The 22,078-nt window shown below is 65.0% G+C and carries 26 protein-coding genes; 13 read left to right on the forward strand and 13 right to left on the reverse strand.

Annotation, left to right across the window (positions count from 1 at the left end; genetic code table 11):
- Positions 1-257: 257 nt before the first annotated feature.
- Positions 258-500 (forward strand): GIY-YIG nuclease family protein, encoded by a 243-nt coding sequence (locus AC0L3A_RS07260; RefSeq protein ID WP_007598418.1) that lies wholly within the window; start codon positions 258-260, stop codon positions 498-500.
- 16 nt (positions 501-516) lie between these two features.
- On the opposite strand, the gene AC0L3A_RS07265 is transcribed toward AC0L3A_RS07260, so the two are convergent.
- A complete protein-coding gene (locus AC0L3A_RS07265) occupies positions 517-978 on the reverse strand; it encodes a MarR family winged helix-turn-helix transcriptional regulator (protein ID WP_007598419.1) in 462 nt (153 codons plus the stop codon).
- 154 nt (positions 979-1,132) lie between these two features.
- Between AC0L3A_RS07265 and AC0L3A_RS07270 the strand changes: the two genes are divergently transcribed.
- Together AC0L3A_RS07270 and AC0L3A_RS07275 are read left to right on the forward strand one after the other, a co-directional pair.
- The gene (locus AC0L3A_RS07270) at positions 1,133-1,558 is read left to right on the forward strand and encodes an organic hydroperoxide resistance protein (protein ID WP_007598424.1); all 426 of its coding nucleotides are present in this window, start codon (positions 1,133-1,135) and stop codon (positions 1,556-1,558) included.
- Between the two features lie 174 nt (positions 1,559-1,732).
- Positions 1,733-2,950 carry a CaiB/BaiF CoA transferase family protein gene (locus AC0L3A_RS07275; RefSeq protein WP_007598426.1) on the forward strand — a complete coding sequence of 406 codons (1,218 nt, stop codon included), beginning with the start codon at positions 1,733-1,735 and terminating at the stop codon, positions 2,948-2,950.
- Positions 2,951-2,977: 27 nt separating this feature from the next.
- Here the strand turns inward: AC0L3A_RS07275 and AC0L3A_RS07280 are convergent, their stop codons facing one another.
- From AC0L3A_RS07280 to hslV, 5 genes are all read right to left on the reverse strand, one after another.
- The gene (locus tag AC0L3A_RS07280; protein WP_007598428.1) at positions 2,978-4,102 is read right to left on the reverse strand and encodes a hypothetical protein; all 1,125 of its coding nucleotides are present in this window, start codon (positions 4,100-4,102) and stop codon (positions 2,978-2,980) included.
- Positions 4,103-4,130: 28 nt separating this feature from the next.
- Positions 4,131-5,435: an ATP-dependent protease ATPase subunit HslU gene (gene hslU, locus AC0L3A_RS07285; RefSeq protein WP_007598430.1), complete on the reverse strand. Its 1,305-nt coding sequence runs from the start codon at positions 5,433-5,435 to the stop codon at positions 4,131-4,133.
- Between the two features lie 51 nt (positions 5,436-5,486).
- Positions 5,487-6,104: a DUF2585 domain-containing protein gene (locus tag AC0L3A_RS07290; RefSeq protein ID WP_007598431.1), complete on the reverse strand. Its 618-nt coding sequence runs from the start codon at positions 6,102-6,104 to the stop codon at positions 5,487-5,489.
- Positions 6,101-6,586: a GNAT family N-acetyltransferase gene (locus AC0L3A_RS07295; RefSeq protein WP_007598433.1), complete on the reverse strand. Its 486-nt coding sequence runs from the start codon at positions 6,584-6,586 to the stop codon at positions 6,101-6,103. Before AC0L3A_RS07295 ends, AC0L3A_RS07290 begins: the two co-directional genes overlap by 4 nt.
- Positions 6,587-6,763: 177 nt before the next feature.
- Positions 6,764-7,324 carry an ATP-dependent protease subunit HslV gene (hslV, locus tag AC0L3A_RS07300; protein WP_007598435.1) on the reverse strand — a complete coding sequence of 187 codons (561 nt, stop codon included), beginning with the start codon at positions 7,322-7,324 and terminating at the stop codon, positions 6,764-6,766.
- Positions 7,325-7,515: 191 nt separating this feature from the next.
- Here hslV and hisB point away from each other — a divergent pair, with 191 nt between their 5' ends.
- The 8 genes from hisB (at position 7,516) to AC0L3A_RS07340 (ending at position 12,780) form a co-directional block, all read left to right on the forward strand.
- Positions 7,516-8,109, forward strand: a complete 594-nt coding sequence (hisB, locus tag AC0L3A_RS07305) for an imidazoleglycerol-phosphate dehydratase HisB (protein ID WP_007598437.1) — start codon at positions 7,516-7,518, stop codon at positions 8,107-8,109.
- A gap of 65 nt (positions 8,110-8,174) precedes the next feature.
- Positions 8,175-8,705 (forward strand): DUF2628 domain-containing protein, encoded by a 531-nt coding sequence (locus tag AC0L3A_RS07310; RefSeq protein WP_007598438.1) that lies wholly within the window; start codon positions 8,175-8,177, stop codon positions 8,703-8,705.
- Complete coding sequence (gene hisH / locus AC0L3A_RS07315; protein ID WP_007598439.1) at positions 8,702-9,352, forward strand: imidazole glycerol phosphate synthase subunit HisH; 651 nt, start codon at positions 8,702-8,704, stop codon at positions 9,350-9,352. Before AC0L3A_RS07310 ends, hisH begins: the two co-directional genes overlap by 4 nt.
- Before the next feature lie 166 nt (positions 9,353-9,518).
- Positions 9,519-10,250 (forward strand): 1-(5-phosphoribosyl)-5-[(5-phosphoribosylamino)methylideneamino]imidazole-4-carboxamide isomerase, encoded by a 732-nt coding sequence (hisA, locus tag AC0L3A_RS07320; protein ID WP_354127083.1) that lies wholly within the window; start codon positions 9,519-9,521, stop codon positions 10,248-10,250.
- Positions 10,251-10,260: 10 nt separating this feature from the next.
- On the forward strand, positions 10,261-11,037 hold the full coding sequence (gene hisF, locus AC0L3A_RS07325) for an imidazole glycerol phosphate synthase subunit HisF (RefSeq protein WP_007598443.1): 777 nt from the start codon (positions 10,261-10,263) through the stop codon (positions 11,035-11,037).
- 102 nt (positions 11,038-11,139) lie between these two features.
- A complete protein-coding gene (locus tag AC0L3A_RS07330) occupies positions 11,140-11,466 on the forward strand; it encodes a phosphoribosyl-ATP diphosphatase (RefSeq protein WP_007598445.1) in 327 nt (108 codons plus the stop codon).
- 20 nt (positions 11,467-11,486) lie between these two features.
- On the forward strand, positions 11,487-12,443 hold the full coding sequence (gene coaA / locus AC0L3A_RS07335; RefSeq protein ID WP_007598451.1) for a type I pantothenate kinase: 957 nt from the start codon (positions 11,487-11,489) through the stop codon (positions 12,441-12,443).
- Positions 12,444-12,540: 97 nt separating this feature from the next.
- Entirely contained in the window at positions 12,541-12,780 is a 240-nt protein-coding gene (locus AC0L3A_RS07340) for a hypothetical protein (protein ID WP_007598452.1), read from the forward strand.
- 84 nt (positions 12,781-12,864) lie between these two features.
- Here AC0L3A_RS07340 and AC0L3A_RS07345 read toward each other — a convergent pair whose 3' ends face one another.
- The 5 genes from AC0L3A_RS07345 to AC0L3A_RS07365 form a co-directional block, all read right to left on the reverse strand.
- The gene (locus AC0L3A_RS07345; protein ID WP_035995357.1) at positions 12,865-13,494 is read right to left on the reverse strand and encodes a histidine phosphatase family protein; all 630 of its coding nucleotides are present in this window, start codon (positions 13,492-13,494) and stop codon (positions 12,865-12,867) included.
- Between the two features lie 102 nt (positions 13,495-13,596).
- Positions 13,597-15,822 carry a PAS domain-containing hybrid sensor histidine kinase/response regulator gene (locus AC0L3A_RS07350; protein WP_007598454.1) on the reverse strand — a complete coding sequence of 742 codons (2,226 nt, stop codon included), beginning with the start codon at positions 15,820-15,822 and terminating at the stop codon, positions 13,597-13,599.
- Between the two features lie 140 nt (positions 15,823-15,962).
- Entirely contained in the window at positions 15,963-16,430 is a 468-nt protein-coding gene (locus tag AC0L3A_RS07355; protein ID WP_007598455.1) for a hypothetical protein, read from the reverse strand.
- A gap of 119 nt (positions 16,431-16,549) precedes the next feature.
- Positions 16,550-16,891: a hypothetical protein gene (locus AC0L3A_RS07360; RefSeq protein WP_354127084.1), complete on the reverse strand. Its 342-nt coding sequence runs from the start codon at positions 16,889-16,891 to the stop codon at positions 16,550-16,552.
- Positions 16,892-16,944: 53 nt separating this feature from the next.
- Positions 16,945-18,483, reverse strand: a complete 1,539-nt coding sequence (locus AC0L3A_RS07365; protein WP_354127085.1) for a YifB family Mg chelatase-like AAA ATPase — start codon at positions 18,481-18,483, stop codon at positions 16,945-16,947.
- Between the two features lie 226 nt (positions 18,484-18,709).
- On the opposite strand from AC0L3A_RS07365, the gene AC0L3A_RS07370 reads away from it, so the two are divergent.
- Both AC0L3A_RS07370 and AC0L3A_RS07375 read left to right on the forward strand, forming a co-directional pair.
- Complete coding sequence (locus tag AC0L3A_RS07370; protein WP_007598461.1) at positions 18,710-18,955, forward strand: PilZ domain-containing protein; 246 nt, start codon at positions 18,710-18,712, stop codon at positions 18,953-18,955.
- An 80-nt stretch (positions 18,956-19,035) separates the two neighbouring features.
- On the forward strand, positions 19,036-19,821 hold the full coding sequence (locus tag AC0L3A_RS07375) for a tetratricopeptide repeat protein (protein WP_007598466.1): 786 nt from the start codon (positions 19,036-19,038) through the stop codon (positions 19,819-19,821).
- A 228-nt stretch (positions 19,822-20,049) separates the two neighbouring features.
- Here AC0L3A_RS07375 and AC0L3A_RS07380 read toward each other — a convergent pair whose 3' ends face one another.
- Entirely contained in the window at positions 20,050-21,339 is a 1,290-nt protein-coding gene (locus AC0L3A_RS07380) for a CpaE/TadZ family protein (RefSeq protein WP_007598467.1), read from the reverse strand.
- Entirely contained in the window at positions 21,336-22,070 is a 735-nt protein-coding gene (locus AC0L3A_RS07385) for a CpaD family pilus assembly protein (RefSeq protein ID WP_007598468.1), read from the reverse strand. Before AC0L3A_RS07385 ends, AC0L3A_RS07380 begins: the two co-directional genes overlap by 4 nt.
- Between the last annotated feature and the right edge of the window lie 8 nt (positions 22,071-22,078).

Raw genomic sequence — 22,078 nt, forward strand, 5'->3', positions numbered from 1 at the left:
CCCCCCCCGCCCCCCGCGCGCGGCGGGGGGGGGCGGCCGCCCCCCCCCGCCGCCCCCCCCCCCCCCCGCCGCCCACGGGTGGTGTCCGGCGAAGCCCGAAGGGCGAAGACGGACTGGTGAGATTCCTACGCCTTAAGGCTACGCGTGGCGCAGCCGCGCACAGCCCGAAGGGCGAAGCGTGGTGTCCGGCGAAGCCCGAAGGGCGAAGACGGGCTGGTGAGATTCCCACGCAGCGGCTGCCCAGGCGATAATCGTCAATGTGGTCCGTCTACATCCTCCGCAGCATCGAATTTCCCGAGCAGGAATACGTTGGGGCCACGGAAAATCTGAAGCGCCGGATTCCAGAGCACAATGCTGGCAAATCCACCCACACCGCCAAGTTCAAGCCTTGGAAGCTGATCTGGTACTGCGCCTTCCGTGACAAGTACAAAGCGCTCGCTTTTGAAGCGTACCTGAAGTCTCACTCCGGCCGGGCCTTCACAAAGAAGCGGCTGTCCTAAGAGCGCACCTCTTCCCCTACTCCCCGATCACCGCATTCAACCGGTCCCTCAGCGCCACAATCTCATCCTTCATCGCGACCAGTTCCGAGACCGAGCAGTCCGACGCGGCCAGGATCGATTGCGGCACGGCGCGCGCCTTGTCCTTCAGGGCCTGGCCCTGCGGCGTCAATGCGATCAGCACCTGACGTTCGTCTTCGCTCGAGCGGGTGCGCTTGACGAGGTGGGCCGCCTCCAGCCGCTTGAGCAGCGGCGTCAGCGTGCCCGAATCCAGGTGCAGCTTTTCGCCGATGTCCTTGACCGGCACGTCGTCGCGCTCCCACAGCACCAGCATCACCAGATATTGCGGATAGGTCAGGCCGAGCCGGTCCAGCAGCGGCTTGTAGACGCGGTTGAAGGCGTGCGCGGCCGAATAGACCGCGAAGCAGATCTGGTTGTCGAGGCGCAGCGGCGCGTCCGCTGCCGAATGTTTCCGGGGCATGGAGAATCTCACAGGACTTGCTTCCATTCTGGGGCCGGCCGTCGCCACATTCAATTGCGAACAATTAAATGTGAGGCGCCATAATTTCAATTGCGCACAATCTAATTGTTTGCAATAAGGATCGCACCCCACCCGAACACACAGGGAGACGAAAATGTCAGTGAACGTCCTCTACAAGACCAGCGCAAAGGCCACCGGCGGCCGCGACGGCCATGCTGCGACCCTCGACGGCGCGCTCGACGTCAAGCTCACCACGCCGAAGGAGCTCGGCGGCGGAGGCGGCGCGGGCAACAATCCCGAGCAGCTGTTTGCGGCCGGCTATGCCGCCTGCTTCATCGGCGCGATGAAGTTCGTGTCTTCGCAGGGCGGCCCCAAGGTTCCGGCCGACGCCTCCGTGACCTCGACCGTCGGCATCGGCCCGCGCGCGGCCGGCGGCTTCGGTCTCGACATCGACCTTGCCGTCTCGTTGCCGGGCCTCGCCCGCGCGGAAGCCGAGGCGCTGGTCGAGAAGGCGCACCAGGTGTGCCCGTATTCCAACGCGACGCGCGGCAATGTCGACGTTCGCCTGACGGTCGTCTGATCGGTTCGGTGAAGCGGCTGACCCGGGATCCCTCTCAGGCCAGCCGCTTCCCTTGATTTGCCATCCCGCGGGATTGCGGCGACCGCCTGCATGACGCCCTACGCGGGAAGCCATTGCCCGCTCGGACGAACCTCGTTAGGCCTGTGATCACATCGACACAGGGGACGCGAAGGCATGACTGAAGCCGCCAGTTCTGGAGCCGCCACGGGCGCAATGAGCGGCCTGCGCGTCATCGATCTCACGCGCGTGCTCGGCGGGCCCTATTGCACCCAGATCCTCGCCGACCATGGCGCCGACGTGATCAAGGTCGAGCCGCCCGCAGGCGACGAGGTGCGCGACTGGGGCCCTCCCTTCCACGACGAAGACGCAGCCTATTTCATCGGCATCAACCGCAACAAGCGCTCGATCGGCCTCGATCTCGCCTCCGAGGGCGGCCGGACCGTGCTGCTCAAGATGCTGGAGAGCGCCGACGTCCTGATCGAGAATTTCAAGCCGGGCACGCTGGAGAAATGGGGCATCGGCAACGAGGTGCTGCGCGAAAAATTTCCGCGCCTCGTGCATTGCCGGATCTGCGGCTTCGGCGCCGACGGTCCCCGCGGCGGCAATCCCGGCTATGACGCCATCATCCAGGCCATGACCGGCATGATCGCGGCGACCGGCTCGCCCGAGAGCGGGCCGATGCGGATCGGCGTGCCGCTGGTCGACATCGGCACCGGCCTCTATGCGGCGATCGGCATCTTGATGGCGTTGTCGGAGCGGCAGCGCTCGGGCCAGGGCCAGTTCCTGGAGACCACGCTGTACGAGACCGGCCTTGCCATCATGCATCCGCACACCGCGAATTATTTCATGCATGGCAAGCCGCCGGCGCTCACCGGCAACGAGCATCCCAACCTCGTGCCCTATGCGATCTTCCCGACCAAGACCGACAACATCTTCATCGGCGTCGGTAATGACGGCACCTTCCGCAAGCTCGCCAAGGAGATCGGCAAGCCCGAGCTCGGCACCGATCCGCGCTTTGCGCGCAACAAGGACCGCATCGCCAATCGCGAGGCGCTGCGGGCCGAGCTCGCCGCCGTGTTCAGCCAGCACGAGGCCGAGCCGCTGTGCAATCGCCTGCTCGCTGCGGGCCTGCCCGCAGGCCCCGTGCAGAGGATCGACCAAGCGTTGACCAACCCGCACACGATCGCGCGCGGCGATATCATCGAGAAGGATTGGTACAAGGGCGTGGCATCCCCGATCCGGCTCGATCGCAGCAAGCCGAGCCTACGTCGCCTGCCGCCGAAATTCAGCCAGCACGCCGCCGAGGTGCTGGGCGAGTTCGGCTACTCCAGGTCCGAGATCGACGCGATGGTCGAGCAGGGCACGGTCTGCGGACCCGAGCGCAAGCGCTGAGATAAGACGAAGATCGAGCTTCACCGTCTAAAACGGCCGGACGATTCCGACGCGCGGGATCAGCGTAAGGATCAGGCCGAAGATATTCGTCTTCTGATCCTCCGCCCGAATCAGCGGCGTCTCGCGTGCGGCGGGCAGCATCTTCACCGCGTGCAGGATCAGGAACATGCAGACCGCCCAGTTCGAGATCCAGCGCGAATAGTCGAACACCATCGCGAACATCACGAGGCAGGCGAGGCTGACGCCGGCAAGCGCCGCGATCACAAGACGGCGATGCGTGTCGTTTGCCAGCGCGCCGATAAGGTTTGCAAAATAACGCCACAGCGGTATGTGCAGCCAGATCAGCAGCAAGAACACGGGCACGCCAAGGATGTTGTGGGGCAGGCGGCCCCAGGTGTCGGAAATCTCCTTCGTCAGCGGCTGATACCAGATGTAGGCAAACTGCAACATATCGGTCCGCGACGGATCGGCCATCCGGCTCTTCAGGTAGGCAACGAAATCCGCCTCCGCGATCGGCATCGTTCCCCAAAACTGCGCGGCGAAGAACAGCGTGGAGACGGCAAGCAGGGCAACGACGCCGAACGCGACATTGGTGCGATCGCAGCCCTGCGTCAGATAGTGCCTGATCACGACGATGGTGATGATCGTCGGCACATACATCAGGAGATGGATGTGGTGGATCAGGACGAGAACGATCGAGAACAGCGCAGCCAGCGCCACGAACAGCAGCGAGCCGGCCGGCACCAGCAGCAGGATGATCGCCAGCGCGCAGCCATAGATGTCGAAATGGCCGAGCGTGTGCATGAAGTTCTTGAGGAAGAACGGCGAGCCCGCGATGAAGACGAACAGCGGCAATGTCTTCGTGGTGAAGCCGAACGTCTTCTGAAATAGTCTTGCGTACAGTCCCAGCGTCACCAGCCATGTCGCGCCGCCGAGCGCGAACACCAGCCATACCGGCACCTTGTCGGTGAACAGCGCGACGATCGCCCCGATCAGCGCGCGCTTGATGAAGCCGAAATGATAGTCGACGAGGAGGTGGATGTAGGGGACGTAAGGCGGCAGCTGGATCTTGTGAACGAAGACGCCGACGATGACCGCCGCGTTGATCGCGAGCAGGACGCGCCAGGGGTTTTGCAGGATGCGTGCGGTCACGCCGCATCCATAGCGCGGCCGCCCGGAATTACAAAATGAACCGGCTCAAATCCGCGTTCTTGGCGAGGTCGCCGACGTGCTTCTGGACGAAATCGGCGTCGACCCTGACGGTCTCACCGCTGCGGTCGGGGGCGGTGAAGGAGATCTCGTCCAGCACCCGCTCCATCACGGTCTGCAGCCGCCGCGCGCCGATGTTCTCGACGGTGGAATTCACGGCGACCGCGACGTCCGCAAGTGCGTCGATGGCGTTGTCGGTGATGTCGAGCGTGACGCCCTCGGTCTGCATCAACGCAACATATTGCTTGATCAGCGAGGCCTCGGGCTCGGTCAGGATGCGGCGCATGTCGTCACGGGTCAACGCCTGCAACTCGACGCGGATCGGCAGGCGGCCCTGCAATTCCGGCAACAGGTCGGACGGCTTGGCGACATGGAAGGCGCCGGAGGCAATGAACAGGATGTGGTCGGTCTTCACCGCGCCGTGCTTGGTCGAGACCGTGGTGCCCTCGATCAGCGGCAGCAGGTCGCGCTGCACGCCCTCGCGCGAGACGTCGCCGCCGGCGCGGCCTTCGCGGGCGCAGATCTTGTCGATCTCGTCCAGGAACACGATGCCGTTGTTCTCGACCGCGCTGATCGCCTCCATCGTCAACTGATCGCTGTCGAGCAGCTTGTCGGATTCCTCGTTGATGAGGATCTCGTGCGAGCTCTCCACCGTCAGCCGCCGCGTCTTGCTGCGTCCGCCGAGCTTGCCGAAGATGTCGCCGATCGAAACCGCGCCCATCTGCGCGCCAGGCATGCCCGGGATCTCGAACATCGGAAAGCCGCTGCCGCCGCCTTGCGTCTCGATCTCGATCTCCTTGTCGTTGAGCTCGCCCGCGCGCAGCTTCTTGCGGAAGGAGTCCCGCGTCGCCGCGCTGGAATTGGCGCCGACCAGCGCATCGAGCACGCGCTCCTCGGCGGCGAGCTGCGCGCGTGCCTGCACGTCTTTGCGCTTGCGCTCGCGGACCTGGGCGATCGCGACCTCGACGAGATCGCGCACGATCTGCTCGACGTCGCGGCCGACATAGCCGACCTCGGTGAATTTCGTCGCCTCCACCTTCAGGAACGGCGCGTTGGCAAGCTTGGCGAGCCGCCGCGCGATCTCGGTCTTGCCGACGCCGGTGGGGCCGATCATCAAGATGTTCTTCGGCAGCACCTCTTCGCGCAAGGAGCCTTCGAGCTGCTGCCGCCGCCAGCGGTTGCGCAGCGCGATCGAGACGGCGCGCTTGGCATCGGCCTGGCCGACGATGAAACGGTCGAGTTCGGAAACGATTTCGCGGGGGGAGAAGTCTGTCATGGGACCTTAGCTAGGATCAGATGCGGCGGGGGACAAGCCGCTTTTTTGCCATCAGATGATCGGCGGACCCGATTGCCATTGTTTCACGGCCTCGACCGGGTGGATCAGCATCAGGATATTGAGCGTCAGATTGTCGCGAATATGCAGCGCCAGCATGATTTCAAAGGCGAGCCCGAGCATGACGGTCACCGATACAGGCAGCAGGCGCGCGGCGAGGAAGCCCAGCATCATGGACAAATTGTCAGAAACCGAATTGACGATGCTGTCGCCGAAATAATCCAGCGAGATCGTGCCGGCGCGGTAGCGTTCGATGATGAATGGCGAGTTCTCGACGATCTCCCAGGCACCCTCGATCAGCATCGCGACGATCAGGCGCGCGGGCCAGGACAGCGACACGAACGGCAGCCGCGCGAACAGCAGCCAGGTCAGTCCATAGAACAGGAAGCCGTGCAGGATGTGCGAGAAACTGTACCAGTCGGCGATGTGCTGCGAATTTTCCGAGCTGTTCACCACGCCATGCCACAGCTTGACGTAACCGCAGGTGCAGATCGGCACCCGTCCCATCGCGAGCAGGATCGAGGCCTGCATCGCCAGCAGCAGCAGCGCGATGCCGACCCAGGCGAGCGGTGGAAACGCGGCCCTGCTCTCATGCGTGGTTGCCAGCGTCATGGCTCGCGCACCATCAGCAGCGCCGCTCCGTCGGGCGTCTCGACCATGCGGTCGGGGACAAAGCCGGCCTTCTCATAGGCACGCACCGCGCGCGCGTTGAGCGGATCAGGATCAGTGACGATGCGGGGCAGACCCTGCCGCAACTGCGCGTCGGCGAATTGGCGGATCAATGCCGAACCGTGCCCGCGCCCGATCATGTCGCCTTCGCCGATGAACTGATCGATGCCACGGGTGCCCTCCGGTTGCGGCCCAAGACCCGTATTCCAGGCTGTCAGGCGGTAGCATTGAAGATAGCCGAACGGCTTGTCGCCGGCCAACACGATGAACTGGTCCATTGCCGGCTCATCGAGATCGCCGCTCACGAGCGCGAACTGCTCGTCCGGATCGCCCCACCATTCCCGCACATGTACCTCGCGGAGCCATCGCCGGATCAACGGCAGATCGGCCGCGGTCATCGGGCGGAAGGTGTAGGCGAGGGTCATCTAGCGGTGCTGCGCTCCCTCTCCCGTCTGCGGGAGAGGGTTGGGGAGAGGGTGCGTCCGCAATGGGACAGCCCCCAAGAGGACAGAGCCCTCACCCGCGCCTTCGGCGCGACCTCTCCCGCAAGCGGGTGAGGTTGCAGCCAGTCCGGAGCTACATTGTCCAGCCACAGATAGGCCCTACCCGGCGGACAGCGCTTCGACGGTGACATTGCGGTTGGTGTAGACGCAGATGTCGGCGGCGATATCGAGGGAGCGGCGGACGATGGTCTCGGCGTCCTTGTCGGTGTCGAGCAGGGCGCGGGCCGCCGCCAGCGCGTAATTCCCGCCCGAGCCGATCGCCATCACGCCGGCTTCGGGCTCCAGCACGTCGCCGGTGCCTGTCAGCACCAGGGAGACGTCCTTGTCGGCAACGATCATCATGGCCTCCAGCCGTCGCAAATAACGGTCGGTGCGCCAGTCCTTGGCGAGCTCGACGGCGGCCCGGGTCAATTGCCCCGGATATTGCTCGAGTTTGGCTTCCAAGCGCTCGAACAGCGTGAAGGCGTCGGCCGTTGCGCCGGCAAAGCCGCCGATGACGTCGCCCTTGCCGAGTTTCCGGACCTTCCTGGCGTTGTGCTTGATCACGGTCTGGCCGATCGAGACCTGGCCGTCGCCGCCGACCACCACCGTGCCGCCCTTGCGGACCGTCAAAATCGTGGTGCCGTGCCAGCCCGGCGAGCTGTTTGGGGAGTCCTGCATGAATGATCCTCATTGTCCGGGCTGATTTAGGCGGTCGGGAGCGGGGGCACAACGGGCCGCTCCGGGACCAATTTCGCTCACCATAGGCAGAAGTAGAGGCCCGGCCAGCCGTTCCCGCAGTAGCGAAGGCGTCATTTGGCTGTTAAAAGACCGGCGTTTTCGGCCCCGAACGAGGATGAAAGCTAGTTTTGATGCGCACCGCGACGATCAAGCGCAAGACCAAGGAAACCGACATCGAGGTCACCGTGAACCTCGATGGCACCGGCGTGTCCAATATCGCGACCGGCATCGGCTTTTTCGACCATATGCTCGATCTCCTCGCCCGCCATTCCCGCATCGACCTCACGGTCAAGGCGGTCGGCGATTTGCACATTGATCATCACCATACCACCGAAGACACCGGCATCGCGCTCGGCCAGGCCATTAAGCAGGCGCTCGGCAACATGGCGGGCATCACCCGCTATGCTGGCGTGCACATGCCCATGGACGAGACGCTGTCACGCGTGGTCATCGACATCTCGGGCCGCCCTTTCCTGGTGTTCAAGGCCGACTTCCCTCGCGACAAGATCGGCGAGTTCGACACCGAGCTGGTGCGCGAGTGGTTCCAGGCCTTCGCCATGAACGCCGGCGTGACTCTTCACGTCGAGACCCTATATGGCGATAACAGCCACCATATCGCCGAGTCCTGCTTCAAGGGTCTGGCACGGGCGCTGCGCACCGCCGTCGCGATCGATCCGAAGGCGGTGGGCGAAATCCCGTCCACCAAGGGCTCGCTCGGCGGCTGACATCTTTCGGCCCGCGGCACGCGCCGTTTGCGGTATCACTGAATTCTTGGGAACGGGGCATCGCCATGTCCGTCTACACAGTTCATGCACCCTCCCCTGCCGGAGCCGATCTGCGCGCGACCGACAAGTTCGTCTTCGTGCGCGACGGCTTCCATTTCTGGGCGATGATCTTCGGCCCGCTCTGGCTGCTGTGGAATCGGCTGTGGCTGGCGCTGATCGGTTGGGTGATCTTCGTTGCCGCGTTCAACGTCGGGCTGTCCAGCCTCGGCGTCGGCCGTTCGTCGATCTTCTTCGCCGACATCATCGTCGCGCTGCTGATGGGATTCGAGGCCTCGAGCCTGCGCCGCTGGACGCTGTCGCGCGGCAAATGGCGGCAGCTCGACGTTGTGATTTCCGACGACGAGGACACCGCCGAGCGCCGTTTCTTCGAGCGCTGGAGCCAGAAGCAGCGCGGCATCGTCAACGATCAATGGGCCGTCGATCGCGGCGGCCCGCCGCCGACCCGCAACGTGCCGGGTCAGCAATTCTCCAACCCGCCGCCGATGCCGGCCGGTGGCATCATTGGTTTGTTTCCAGAACCGGGAGGGTCAAGATGAGCGTCGCCATCATCGATTACGGTTCCGGCAATCTGCATTCGGCCGCCAAGGCGTTCGAGCGCGCCGCGCGCAGCATGGACAATCCGCAAAAGGTGTTCGTCACCAGCGATCCGGACCAGGCCTACGGCGCCGACCGTCTGGTGCTGCCGGGCGTCGGCGCCTTCGCCGATTGCCGGCGTGGGCTCGATGCCGTCAACGGCATGGTCGAGGCGATCACCGAGGCGGTGCGCGTCAAGGCGCGGCCGATGTTCGGCATCTGCGTCGGCATGCAGCTGTTCGCCACCCGCGGCAAAGAGCACGTGATCACGCAAGGCCTGAACTGGATCGGCGGCGACGTCGAGAAGATCACGCCGCGCGACGAGAGCCTCAAGATCCCGCACATGGGTTGGAATACGCTCGATGTGCTGCGCGAGCACCCGGTGCTGGACGGGCTGCCGCTCGGCCCCAAGGGCCAGCACGCCTATTTCGTGCACTCCTACCACCTCAAAGCCGCCAACGAGGCGGACGTGCTTGCGCGCGCCGATTACGGCGGGCCCGTCACCGCGATCGTCGGCAAGGACACGGCGATCGGGACGCAGTTTCACCCCGAGAAGAGCCAGCGCTTTGGTCTGGCCCTGATCTCGAACTTCTTGCGATGGAAACCGTGATGGCCGCTGCTCTTGTTACCTCCCCCCTTGTGGGGGAGGTCGAATGCGAAGCATTCGGGAGGGGGGTAGCCACAACGGTGGTGCCCGTGGCTTACCCCTCTCCCCAGCGCTCCCCCACAAGGGGGGAGGGAGCGCACCGTTCGCGCAGAAAAATCCTGGCTCAATCATGATTCTCTTTCCTGCGATCGACCTCAAGAACGGCCAATGCGTGCGCCTCGAACAGGGCGACATGGCGCGCGCGACCGTGTTCAACCTCAATCCCGCCGCGCAGGCCGAGAGCTTCGTCGCGCAGGGCTTTGAGTATCTCCACGTCGTCGATCTCGACGGCGCGTTTGCCGGCAAGCCCGTGAATGCGCAGGCGGTCGAGACGATGCTGAAGACGATCACGATTCCGGTGCAGCTCGGTGGCGGCATTCGCGATCTCGCGACCGTGGAAGCCTGGCTCGAAAAGGGCGTCACCCGTGTCATCATCGGCACCGCCGCGGTGCGCGACCCCGAATTGGTGAAGGCTGCTGCAAAAAAATTCCCCGGCCGCGTCGCGGTCGGGCTCGACGCACGTGACGGCAAGGTCGCGGTCGAAGGCTGGGCCGAGACCTCGCAGGTAACAGTGCTGGAGATCGCACGGCGTTTCGAGGATGCCGGCGTCGCCGCCATCATCTTCACCGACATCGCGCGCGACGGCCTGCTCAAGGGCCTGAATCTCGATGCGACCATTGCGCTGGCGGATGCGATCTCGATTCCCGTGATCGCCTCCGGCGGCCTCGCCTCGATCGAGGACGTCAAGGCGATGCTGACGCCGCGCGCGAAAAAGCTCGCCGGCGCGATCGCCGGTCGCGCGCTTTACGATGGCCGGCTCGATCCCTCAGCCGCCCTCACCCTGATCCGCGCCGCGGCCTAGGAGACATCCGATGTTCAAGGTGCGCGTGATCCCCTGCCTCGACGTCAAGGACGGCCGGGTCGTCAAGGGCGTCAACTTCGTCGACCTGCGTGATGCCGGTGACCCCGTCGAAGCGGCGATCGCCTACGACGCTGCCGGCGCCGACGAGCTCACTTTCCTCGACATCACCGCGACCCATGAGAATCGCGGCATCATGCTGGACGTGGTCCGGCGCACCGCGGAAGCCTGCTTCATGCCCGTCACCGTGGGCGGCGGCGTGCGTGAGGTCAACGACATCAAGACCCTCCTGCGCGCGGGCGCCGACAAGGTCTCGATCAACAGCGCCGCGGTGTCGCGGCGCGAGTTCGTCAAGGAAGCCGCCGAGAAATTCGGCGGGCAGTGCGTGGTGGTCGCGATCGACGCCAAGCGGGTCAAGCGCGCCGGTGGCGGGGAGCGCTGGGAGATCTTCACCCATGGCGGCCGCAACTCGACCGGCATCGACGCCATCGAATATGCCCAGGAGGTGGTCTCGCTCGGCGCCGGCGAAATCCTGCTCACCTCGATGGACCGCGACGGCACGCGGCAGGGTTTTGACATCCCGCTGACTCGGGCGATCGCCGACAGCATTCCCGTTCCCGTGATCGCTTCGGGCGGCGTCGGCAATCTCGACCACCTCGTCGACGGTATTCGCGACGGCCACGCCACCGCCGTGCTGGCCGCCTCGATCTTCCACTTCGGGGAATTCACCGTCCGCGAAGCCAAGGAGCACATGTCCCGGCGCGGGTTGCCCATGCGCCTCGATGCCTGACGACTCCCGTTCCTAAAAATGCTACATGATTGGCGGGGATCGGCTTATCCCGCCAGATAACCGGCCAATCATCGGCCAAGGCGCGTTTTCCGAGTATTTTGTATGCCGCGTTTCACGATCCACGATCTGGCCGAGACCATCGACGCCCGCGCGGCAGCGGGTGGCGAGGCGTCCTATACCCGCAAGCTCCTCGACAAGGGCGCCGAACATTGCGCCAAGAAGTTCGGTGAGGAAGCAGTCGAAACCGTAATCGCAGCAGTCGAAAACGATCGCGCGCATCTGATCGCCGAAGGCGCCGACCTGCTCTATCATTTCCTTGTGCTGCTCAAGGCCCGCGGCGTAAAGCTGGAAGAGGTCGAGGCCGCATTGGACAAGCGGACCAATATGTCAGGGTTGGAAGAAAAGGCGTCGCGCAAGGGCGGCAGCTAGCCGAGGTGGAGAGTCGCGTCATGGATATCCGCGCACCCGAGCAGCAGTATAATCCTTACCGCGTCTATACGCGTGAGGAGTGGTCGCGACTGCGCGACGACACGCCGATGACGCTGGAGCCGGGCGAGTTCGACCGGCTGCGCTCGCTGCACGACCGCCTCGACTTGCAGGAGGTCGAGGACATCTACCTGCCGCTGTCGCGCCTGCTGTCGATCTATGTCGATGCGATGCAGCGGCTTTATTACGCGGAGCGCCAGTTCCTCAACATCCGCGACCGCAAGATGCCCTACATCATCGGCGTCGCCGGTTCGGTCGCGGTTGGAAAATCCACCACGGCCCGCGTGCTTCAAGCGCTGCTGGCGCGCTGGTCGCCGCGTCCCAAGGTCGAGCTGATCACCACCGACGGATTTCTGTATCCCAACGCCGTGCTGGAGCGGCAGGGCATCATGCAGAAGAAGGGTTTTCCGGAAAGCTACGACCTGCCGCTGCTGCTCAGCTTCCTCTCCGACATCAAGGCCGGCCGCCGCCATGTGCGCGCGCCGGTCTATTCGCATTTGACCTACGACATCGTGCCGAACCAGTGGGCCGAGATCGACCAGCCCGACATCCTGATCGTCGAGGGCGTCAACGTGCTGCAGACCGGCAAACTGCCGCGTGACGGCAAGGCCGTGCCCGTGGTGTCCGACTTCTTCGATTTCTCGGTCTATATCGACGCCGACGAGGCCGCGCTGCGGCAGTGGTACATCAGGCGCTTCCTGTCGCTGCGCGACACCGCGTTCACCAATCCAAAATCCTACTTCAACCGCTACGCGCTGTTGTCGGACGAGGAAGCCACCGCCACCGCGATCGCGATCTGGGAACGCACCAACCTCGCAAATCTCGAGGACAACATCCTGCCGACCCGCCCCCGCGCGACCCTGATTCTGAAGAAGGGCGCCGACCACACGGTGGCGAGCGTGGCGCTGCGCAGGCTGTAATCGCTGCGGTCGACGAGTCTAGCCCGCGCGCAGAGTGTCTTTTGTTGCAGACCGGCAAAGGGTATTCCGCTATGACCTTCGTAAACGCGAGGGACCCATGGTTGATCGTCTCAGAAACGCCGCCGAGCAGCTGGAAGCACCGACCTGCCCGGACTGCCATATCGAGATGAAGTGGTTCCGTTCCGAACTGCTGGCGGACGAGCCGACTCCGATCATCGCGCATCTTTTCGTGTGTCCGCATTGCAAGCGCGCGGCCCAGGCAGACACCAAATTCAGGGGCACGCCAGCGCCGACGGCCAAGCTGTCCGCGCCGCGGTTTCCTGCTCACGCCGCATAACGGTTCATTCCGCCGGAGCGCGCAGTGATGCCGGGCGCCCGGCCTGCTCCGCACCCAAGCTGACGTGCGTCGCCGGCAAGCGGCTCACTTGCCGGCCTTCGCGATCCAATCCGCAGGCTTGATGCGCCCTGCGAAAGCCGCCGCACCGGTGGTGCTTGCCCGGTAGACGAAAGCTTCGCCTTCCTGCACGTCCCCGGCATCCTTGCCGAAGACATCGGCGATGTTGGTCTTGTGGGTGACCAGGACGGTGTTGGTGCCCGCCTTGGGCGGCGCATCGACGAGCCGCCGCACGGCCTGGCCCGCTTTTGCATTTGCACCGGTCGGATTTGCCATGCCCGACGCACTCGCGTTGCTGCTGTCCGTCAACGCGTCGACTGGCTTGAGCTCGCGACCGGAGATCAGTCTGCCCGCCTCGATCGCGCGGTTCAGCTTGCTGGTGTAGACATCGCCGATCGGGATCGCGAGTTCCTTGATGGCCGTCCCGATCTGGCGCGCCATGTCGCGGCCCTTTTCACTGAGCTGACGCTGGGCGCTCATGTCGTCGAACTTGAAAGGGTAGACATCCTTTTGGCTGTCGTCGGTGGCCGTGTGGCGAAACACCAACACGTAACCGCCTTGCTTGAGCGAGGCGATCAGTTGCGAGCTATCGGCCGAGGTGGCTTGAGTGGAACCACAGAGAAGGATCACGAAGGCGAGGCGGCAAAGCATGTTGATGCGAAATCCTCTGCTTAAAATGCCCCAGAGGATGGTGACGCGCGAAGCGCTCGATTTCAATTGTCGATTGCCGTCCGAGATCGGGTTCCTATGGAATCCGGATCAAACCGTCAGCTGCCGCGCCGCCGCCAGTCCGGCCAGCGCCTCTTCCAGCTTCTCGCGATCGAGCGGCTTGATCAGAAACCCGTTCATGCCCGCTTCAAAGCAGGCGTAGCGATCTTCCACCAGCGTATTGGCGGTGAGCGCGAGGATCGGCGTGTGGTGGCCGCCCTTGGCTGCCTCATGCGCACGGATCCGTTTTGTCGTTTCGATGCCGTCGAGCTGCGGCATCTGGATGTCCATCAGCACGAGATCATAGGGCGTGCCGGCCGAGGACGCGCCGAGCCAGGATTCCAGCGCGGCCTCGCCATTGATCGCGATGATGACGCGGTGACCGAGTTTCGTCAGTAGCGAGCGCATCAACAGCGCATTGATCTCGTTGTCCTCGGCGACGAGAACCGAGAGGCCTTTCGCCGGTACCGCGCCGGTGGATGGGGCAGATGGCTCCGGCGCGAGATCGGGCGAGGCGACCTCCGGGGGCAGCGCGAGGCGTGCGGCGAGTGAGGCCGCGCGCAGCGGCTTCACCAGGAAGCCGGTGAAGGCCGGCGAGATTTTCTCGTGGCGCGAGCCGGACGTCAGCAGCACGAGGCGTTGCGTCGCATGGCTGCGTGCGGCTTCGCCGAGGCGGTCGGCAATGGCAGCGCCGAGCGCGCGATCGATGAGCACCGAATGCCATGAGCGTTCCGGCAGCAGCGCTTCCGCCACCGCGGCGTCGGTCACCATGCAGGTCTGGCCGCCCCAGCGCTCCAGCCGCCGCGCGATCAGGGAAGCCTCGATGCCGTCGGCAATCAGCAGGATCGACTTGCCTGTGAGGTCGGGACTCGGGAACGCCGTCTGCTCCGCGCCGGCGGAGGATGATGCCAGCGGGACTGAGACGTCGAAGGTCGAACCCTTGCCCGGCTCGCTCGCGAGCGTGATGCGGCCGCCCATGCGCTTGACGATGCGCTCGCTGATAGCGAGACCGAGGCCGGTGCCGCCATAGGTGCGGGCGACGCGTTCGTCGGCCTGCTCGAATTCGCGGAAGATGCGCTGTTGCGCGTCGGCTGCGATGCCGATCCCGGTGTCGCGCACCAGAAAGCTGATTTCGTTCGGCCAGATGCCGGGCTCGACGATCAGCGCGACGCCGCCGCTCGCCGTGAACTTGATGGCGTTGCCGGCGAGGTTGAGCAGCACCTGGCGCAGCCGCGCGGCGTCGCCGACCACTTCGAGCGGCAGCCGCTCGTCGACATAGGCGGCGATCTCGAGCTGTTTCGCCTGCGCGCGCGGCGCGAGCAGCTCGGTGATGTCCTCGATCAGGGCCGAGAGCGCGAAGGGACGCTGCTCGAGATCGAGCTTGCCGGCCTCGATCTTGGAATAGTCGAGCAACTCCTCGATCAGCGCCATCAGCGCTTCGCCGGAGGTCTTCACGGCCTTGGCGTAGGTCGACTGCTCCGGCGTCAGCGTAGTGTCGAGCAGCAGCCCGCCCATGCCGATGATGCCGTTGAGCGGCGTGCGGATCTCGTGCGACGCCATCGCCAGGAAGCGCGATTTGGCCCGGTTGGCGGCGTCGGCCTGATCGCGGGCCTCGGACAGCGCCCGCTCGGTCTCGGTGCGGTCGGTGACGTCGCGTCCGACGCTCTGCAATTCGGCGGGCTGGCCGGCGTCGAGGCGGACATAGCCTTCGCGCCAGGCGATCCAGCGCGCGCCGAGCGGAGTTGCGATCTTCTGGTCGTGAATCCGCGTGCCGTTGCTCTCGCGGGCGCTGTCGCCCTGCTCCAGCACGTCGAAATCAAAGCGCGTGCCGACCAGCGCGCCGCGCGCCTGTGCGGCAAGCGCGCAATAGGCGTCGTTGGCGAAGGTGATGCGGCCGCCTGTGTCGCGCAGCACGATCAGATCGCCCTGCTGTTCGAACAGGCTGCGAGCGCGCTCCTCGGCCTCCTTCAGCTCCCAATTGCGGTCGATCAGCGTTTCGTTGTGGGCAGCCAGCGCACGCATCCGCTTGTTGACGAAGCGCAGGCGCATGCTCAGCGTGGCGAGGCCGAGGCAGGCGAGCGCGAACAGGAAGCTGACGCCGATCGCAAACGCATTGGGATCGTAGCCGGACGTCTCGGACCGGCTGCCGGAGACAAACCCATAGGCGCCGCCGAAGGTCGCCGAGAAGATCATGAAGGAGCGGATCGCGAAGGCGATTCGTGGGTACTGTCGCCTGAAGCGACGCATGCGCACCTTGATCCGGAACGTCCGATCCATCGCCACCGACCCGACTCTTTTCGTAAAAACCTGTGCTCGCTGTAAACGACGATGTGCCGCCGACCTTGCGAACAGTTTGAGGCCCTGCGACCGCCTCCAAACAGGGTTGACGAGACGTTAACGGCGCAAAGCGAGGCGGCTCAAAGCGAGGCCGCCTGGAGATGGCGGTGGCCGCCGCGGGCGCCGACGATCAGCGCCGCCGCCTCGCGCTGCGAGAAGGTTTTCGAGCGCACATAGACCCGGTAATCCGCCGGCCCCTCGGTGGAGAGATAGACCACCTGACCGCCGTCGACGGGCTGTGCGGCAATCGAGATCAGGCGAGTCGAAGGGTTGGCCTGGCAGGACTCCGATTCCGAACCGGGGCCATCGTCGACAACGGCGAAGTCGGCAGCGTCCGCATCCTCGGTAATCTGAACCCGCACCGTGGCGCGCGCGGGATCGTCGGTGAAGGCGACATGCACGCCGGCGGTCCAGAACAGCGACGTCAGCTCGACCGAGGTGTCGCCGAGGGCGATGCAGGGATGCGAGACCGATCCGATCTCGCTGCGCGCGAACACCGCGGCCGCCAACAGGGGAACAACCGAGGCCAGGATCTTGAAACGCAACATGACACGCTACTCGCCAGGCCCTGTACGGGGAACTGATGGGCCTTATGGTTTGCAGAGCGTAAAGGAAACTCGTTACCGCCGGGTTGATGCCGGTATCTGGGGATGAGAATCTCAGTCGGTTAAGCGCTTCTGTTCGTTTTTCGCTCGACTTCAGTGAGAACCAAATAGCTGTTCTTGCCGAAGCTGATCGCCCACAGCGCTGCCCAGGCGCCCCACCTGTTCCTGACCTCGATCTCGACGATTTGGCCAGGAGTGGTGCGAACGATGAGCGGTTGGCTTCTGCCCCAATCAATAGTCGCCTCGATCGTGCAGGCACCGGCCGGCAGCGTGACCTCCAACGCGTCATTGCGCGCAAGCTTCCCAACGCTGGTCCCGTTGACCCACAACTCGTACGACCTCAGCCGATCGGCATATTGGGACGGGCGGACAAATCTGATGGTGCAGGCATTGACGTCGGTCATGGTTCAATCTCGGGCATGGTGATGTTGTCGAGAAAGCTGCGGCGGCGCATTGCTCAGGCCAACTGGCGCACATCCTCCGCGAGTGCGCGGTAGGACAGCGCTTCGGCCAGATGCAGCCGGCCGATCTTGTCGGCACGATCGAGATCGGCCAGCGTGCGCGCCACCCGCAGCACGCGGTGATAGCCGCGCGCCGACAGCCGCATGGTCTCGGCGGCGTCGCGCAGCAGCTTCTGGCCTTGCGCATCCGGCTTGGCGATCTCCTCCAGCACCGAGGCCGGCGCTTCGGCATTGGTGCGAACCTTCGGCAGGCCGGCGTCCGCGTAGCGTGCGAGCTGGATGTCGCGCGCGGCGGCCACGCGCGCGGCGACTTCGGCCGAGCCCTCCGCCGGCGGCGGCAGGATCAAATCGGCCGCGGTCACGGCGGGAACCTCGATGCGCAGGTCGATACGGTCCATCAGCGGCCCCGAGATGCGGGCCTGGTAGTCGCCAGTGCAGCGATCGATGCGGCCGCGCTTGCAGGCATAGCCGGGCTCGAACGCATTGCCGCAGCGGCACGGATTCATCGCCGCGACCAGCATGAAGCGTGCGGGATAGGTGACGCGGTGATTGGCGCGGGACACCGAGACCTCGCCGTTCTCCAGCGGCTGGCGCAGCGAATCCAGCACGCGCGGATCGAATTCGGGGAGCTCGTCGAGGAACAGCACGCCCTGATGCGCGAGCGAGATCTCGCCTGGCCGCGCCCGCATGCCGCCACCGGTGAGCGCGGCCATGCTGGCGGAATGATGCGGCGATCGAAACGGCCGCCGCGCCGTCAGTGCGCCGCCCTCGATCTCGCCGGCGACAGAGGCGATCATCGAGACTTCGAGCAACTCGCCCGGTGACAGCGGCGGCAGGATCGAGGGCAGGCGTGCCGCCAGCATCGATTTGCCGGCGCCGGGCGCGCCGATCATCAGCAGGTGATGGCCGCCGGCGGCCGCGATCTCCAGCGCGCGCTTGGCGCTCTCCTGGCCCTTGATGTCGCGCAGGTCGAGCGGCGAGGCGGCGGCTTCATGCACCTTCGGCACCGGCCGCGACAGCACCTGCGTTCCCTTGAAATGGTTGGCGATCTGGATCAGCGAACTTGCGGCGATGATCTGGATGTCCGGGCTCGCCCATGCCGCTTCCGAGCCGCAAGCCGCCGGACAGATCAGCCCCTCCTCGCGCACATTGGCGCCGATCGCGGCGGGAAGGACACCGGCCACCGGTGCGATCGATCCGTCGAGGCCAAGCTCGCCCAGAACCGTGAAGCCGGTCAGCGCATCCGGGGGGATCGCGCCGATCGCCCCCATCAGCCCGAGCGCGATCGGCAGGTCATAATGGCTGCCCTCCTTGGGCAGATCGGCGGGCGCGAGATTGACGGTGATCCTGCGCGCCGGCAGCGCCAGCCCAGAGGCGATCAGCGCCGAGCGGACCCGCTCGCGCGCCTCCGACACCGCCTTGTCCGGGAGACCGACGATCGCGAAGGCCGGCAGACCGGGCGCGACCTGCACCTGCACGTCGACCGCACGGGCCTCGATCCCCTCAAAGGCGACGGTAGAAACCCGCTGAACCATGCCCGAACCAGCCTGCCCTTTTGCACAATTAGGGGTAGCAGAGCGGGCCAGTTCTTGCAAGAACAATACGGGAACGGGTCGAGAGGGCCGGAAGGCCTTAACCGATCGTAAACACGTCGAAGACACTACGCCTCGAATGCAAGCTGCTCTGCTCAGCACATTCCAACGAATGTCCGCTACTCCTAGGCTGCGGGATGGGCCGTGGTCTAACGGGTGAACAATTCAGATGCTTGCAAATCGCCGGAGAAGCGAACGACGGATGTGCACGCGGCTCGCCAAGATTCATTTTGGCGCGGGTTCGCTGCCGCGGGACTGCACGATCACGGATATTTCGGATGGCGGCGTGAAAGTGGTGGCGGAATTTCTGGAAGTGCCGCCGCAATTCACCATCATCTTCGCGCCCGACTATTCCCGGCAGTGCCGCCTGCGCTGGCGCATCGGCTGCGAGTTCGGCGCTGAATTCACCGACTGAGCTTTCGGAAGCGCCCCGCCTTAACGGGACTTTAGCGTTAATCGGTAAGCATCTCTGATCAGTCGCCGAGTGATCAGAGTATGTCCAAGCGTTTGTCCGTCGCCTCTCCTCCGGCGAGATATCTGTTTTCCGCACTTCTGATCTTGGCCTTGGGCGGCTGTCAGACCACCGGCATCGAGGACATCACCGGCGCGCTCGGCGGAAAATCGGACACGGCTGTCAGGGCCGAGGCCAAGCCAGACGTGAGGCCGGACATGGACGCGCTGCGCGAGCGCTATCGCGCCAAGCCTGGCGATCCCAACGTCGCGCTCGAATATGGCAAGGCGTTGCGCCAGACCGGCCAGCGCGCGCAGGCGCTCGCGGTGCTGGAGCAGGCCGTGCTTGCCCATTCCAGCAACAAGGCGCTGCTCGCCGGCTATGGCCGCGCGCTCGCCGACAGCGGCAGTTTCCAGCAGGCGTTCGACGTCCTCGGTCGCGCGCATTCGCCCGAGGATCCCGACTGGCATATCCTGTCGGCGCAGGGCGCCGCGCTCGATCAGCTCGGTCGCAACGAGGAGGCGCAGCAATACTACGCCGCCGCACTGAAAATCGTGCCGGACGAACCGTCGGTGCTGTCCAATCTCGGACTGTCCTACATGCTGCAGAACAATCTGCCGCGGGCAGAGGAAACGATGCGCCGCGCGCACGAGCGCAATCCCGCCGATCTCCGGGTGCGCGCCAATCTCGCGCTCGTGCTGGGACTGGAAGGAAAGCAGGCCGAGGCCGAAACCATCGTGAAGGCGGACCTGCCGCCGGATCAAGCGGCGGCAAAGGTCACAGCGCTGCGGCAATTGCTGGTGAAGAAGCAGCAGCGGGCGGAGAAGTAGCCCGCTCATTCCTGAGCTCGACAGATTGAGCCTCGCCGAGCGCACCGAGGGAGGTGCATTCCCTCCCCCTTGTGGGGGAGGGCTAGGGAGAGGGGTAGCCCAGGAAAAAGTGCTGATTGGTGACGATGCATCGAATGGGTGCGCGACGGAAAGAGTCCCCGTGTAGCACCCCCTCCCTGCCCCTCCCCCACAAGGGGGGAGGGAACGGAGAGAGCTCAGCTCTTGTCCCTACGACGCCTTGCGATGCGGGGCTGACGCGCGCCCCGACCTGCCCTTCAGCTTCTTCAGCAGCGGCCCGAGCAGCGAGCGCTTCGGCTTCTTCACCTCGCCGCGCCCGGCGAGGCGGTTCGCCATGTTCTGGAACAGCTCGGTGGTGCGGTGGCTCTTGGAGACCTCCGCGATCATCTGGCCGTTGTTGGCCGCGGTCGAGAACAGCTTTGAATCGAACGGGATCACCGCGATCGGCTGGCTCTCCATGGTCTTGGCGAATGCCTTGACCTCGATCTCCGCCCGCTTGGGCATGCCGACCTGGTTGATGCAGTAGAGCGGTGGCCGGTCGTTCGGCCGCGCCGCCTTCAACACGTTCAGCATGTTCTTGGTGTTGCGCAGGTTCGCAAGATCGGGCTCGGCCACGATCACGATGTCGTCCGCGTTGACCAGCGCACGCCGCGTCCAACCCGACCATTGGTGGGGAACGTCGAGCACGATGCAGGGCGTCGTCATGCGCAGCGTGTCGAACACCGCATCGAAGGCCTCCGCGCCGAAATCGTAGACGCGGTCAAGGGTGGCAGGCGCAGCAAGCAGGCTGAGACGCTCGGTGCATTTGGAGAGCAGACGCTCCATCAGGGCCGTGTCCGGCCGATCCTGCGACAGCACCGCATTGGCGATGCCCTGCACCGGGTCCTGATTGTAGTCGAGGCCCGCGGTGCCGAAGGCGAGGTCGAGATCGATCACGACGGAATCGAGCGCGAGGTCGCGGGCGATGGTCCAGGCCACATTGTGCGCGACGGTAGAGGCACCGACACCGCCCTTGGCGCCGACCACCGCGATGACGCGGCCGGTGATGATGGTTTCGGACGCCGAGAACAGGCTGCAGATCGAGCGGACGACGTCGAGCGTTTCGACCGGTCCCACCACATAGTCGTTGACGCCGCGGCGGACCAGCTCGCGATAGGGCGCGGTGTCGCTGGGATTGCCGATCACCACCACACGAGTGCCGGGATCGCAGACACCGGCGAGGTCGTCGAGGCCCTCGAGAATGTCGCGCGTGCCGTCGGATTCGATCACGATGACGTTCGGCGTCGGCATCGTTTCATAGACTTCGATGGCCGCAGCGAGGCCGCCGTCCTTGGCGGTGAGATGCGCCTTGGCGAGACGGCGATCCTGCCCGGCCGCGGTCACCGCGGCGAGCGTCTGCTCGGTCTCGCAAAAGGCTTGCACGGAGATGCGAGGAACCGGCGCAATGTGTTCCTCGGGGTGCTGCGGATCGTCCGCTTCTTCGTCGTGGACGCGTGTCATCTGCCTGTATCGCTGAGTTTGGCCTTGTCGGCGTCTGAATTGGTGGTCGCGATCGGCATGCCCTTGCGATAGCGCTCGAAGGCGATGTCACGCCGTGCGTTATAGGCTGGCGTCTCGGACCGCGGCTGCTCGAGGTCGGCTGGATTGTCGATCATTGCCGCGAGGTTGCGCTGGCTGGCGCAGCCCAGATTGAAATAGGGCTGGTTCTCGTTGTAGCCGGGGTCGAGGATGGAGGGGCCGATATCTTCCGGCCACAGCCCGCAGGGGCCGGCGACTGCGGCGATCCGGGAATAGCTCAGGCGGATGGTGGGCAGTAGTCCGGGATCCTCCGGCCGATAGGGATGCTGGACGATGGCACGCGAGGGCACGCCGACGGATGCGAGCACGGAACGGATCTCGTGATAGGTCGCTGCCGCCGCCCGCGAATTCGCGGCGTTGGCGGGGACGTCGACGACCACCGAGCCGGTGCCTTCGCGCACCCAGTCCCGGGCAATGCCGGCGACGTCCGCGTGCTGCGCGGCCGAGAGGCCGCCGCGAGCCTTGCCGACGAAGATCACGATCGACTTCTTGGCTTCCTCGACCGCGATCGGGTGACGCTGGCGATAGTCGGTCGGCACCGTCTGGGTGACGATCTCGCCGGTGGTGTTGCAGGCGCCCAACATGACGGAGAGCCCCGTCAGCGCCAGCGCGACGCTCAACCTGCGACGTCGATCGGCCATGGTCTTCGTCATCGCTTCAT

The organism is Bradyrhizobium sp. MI1.3, assembly GCF_055811695.1.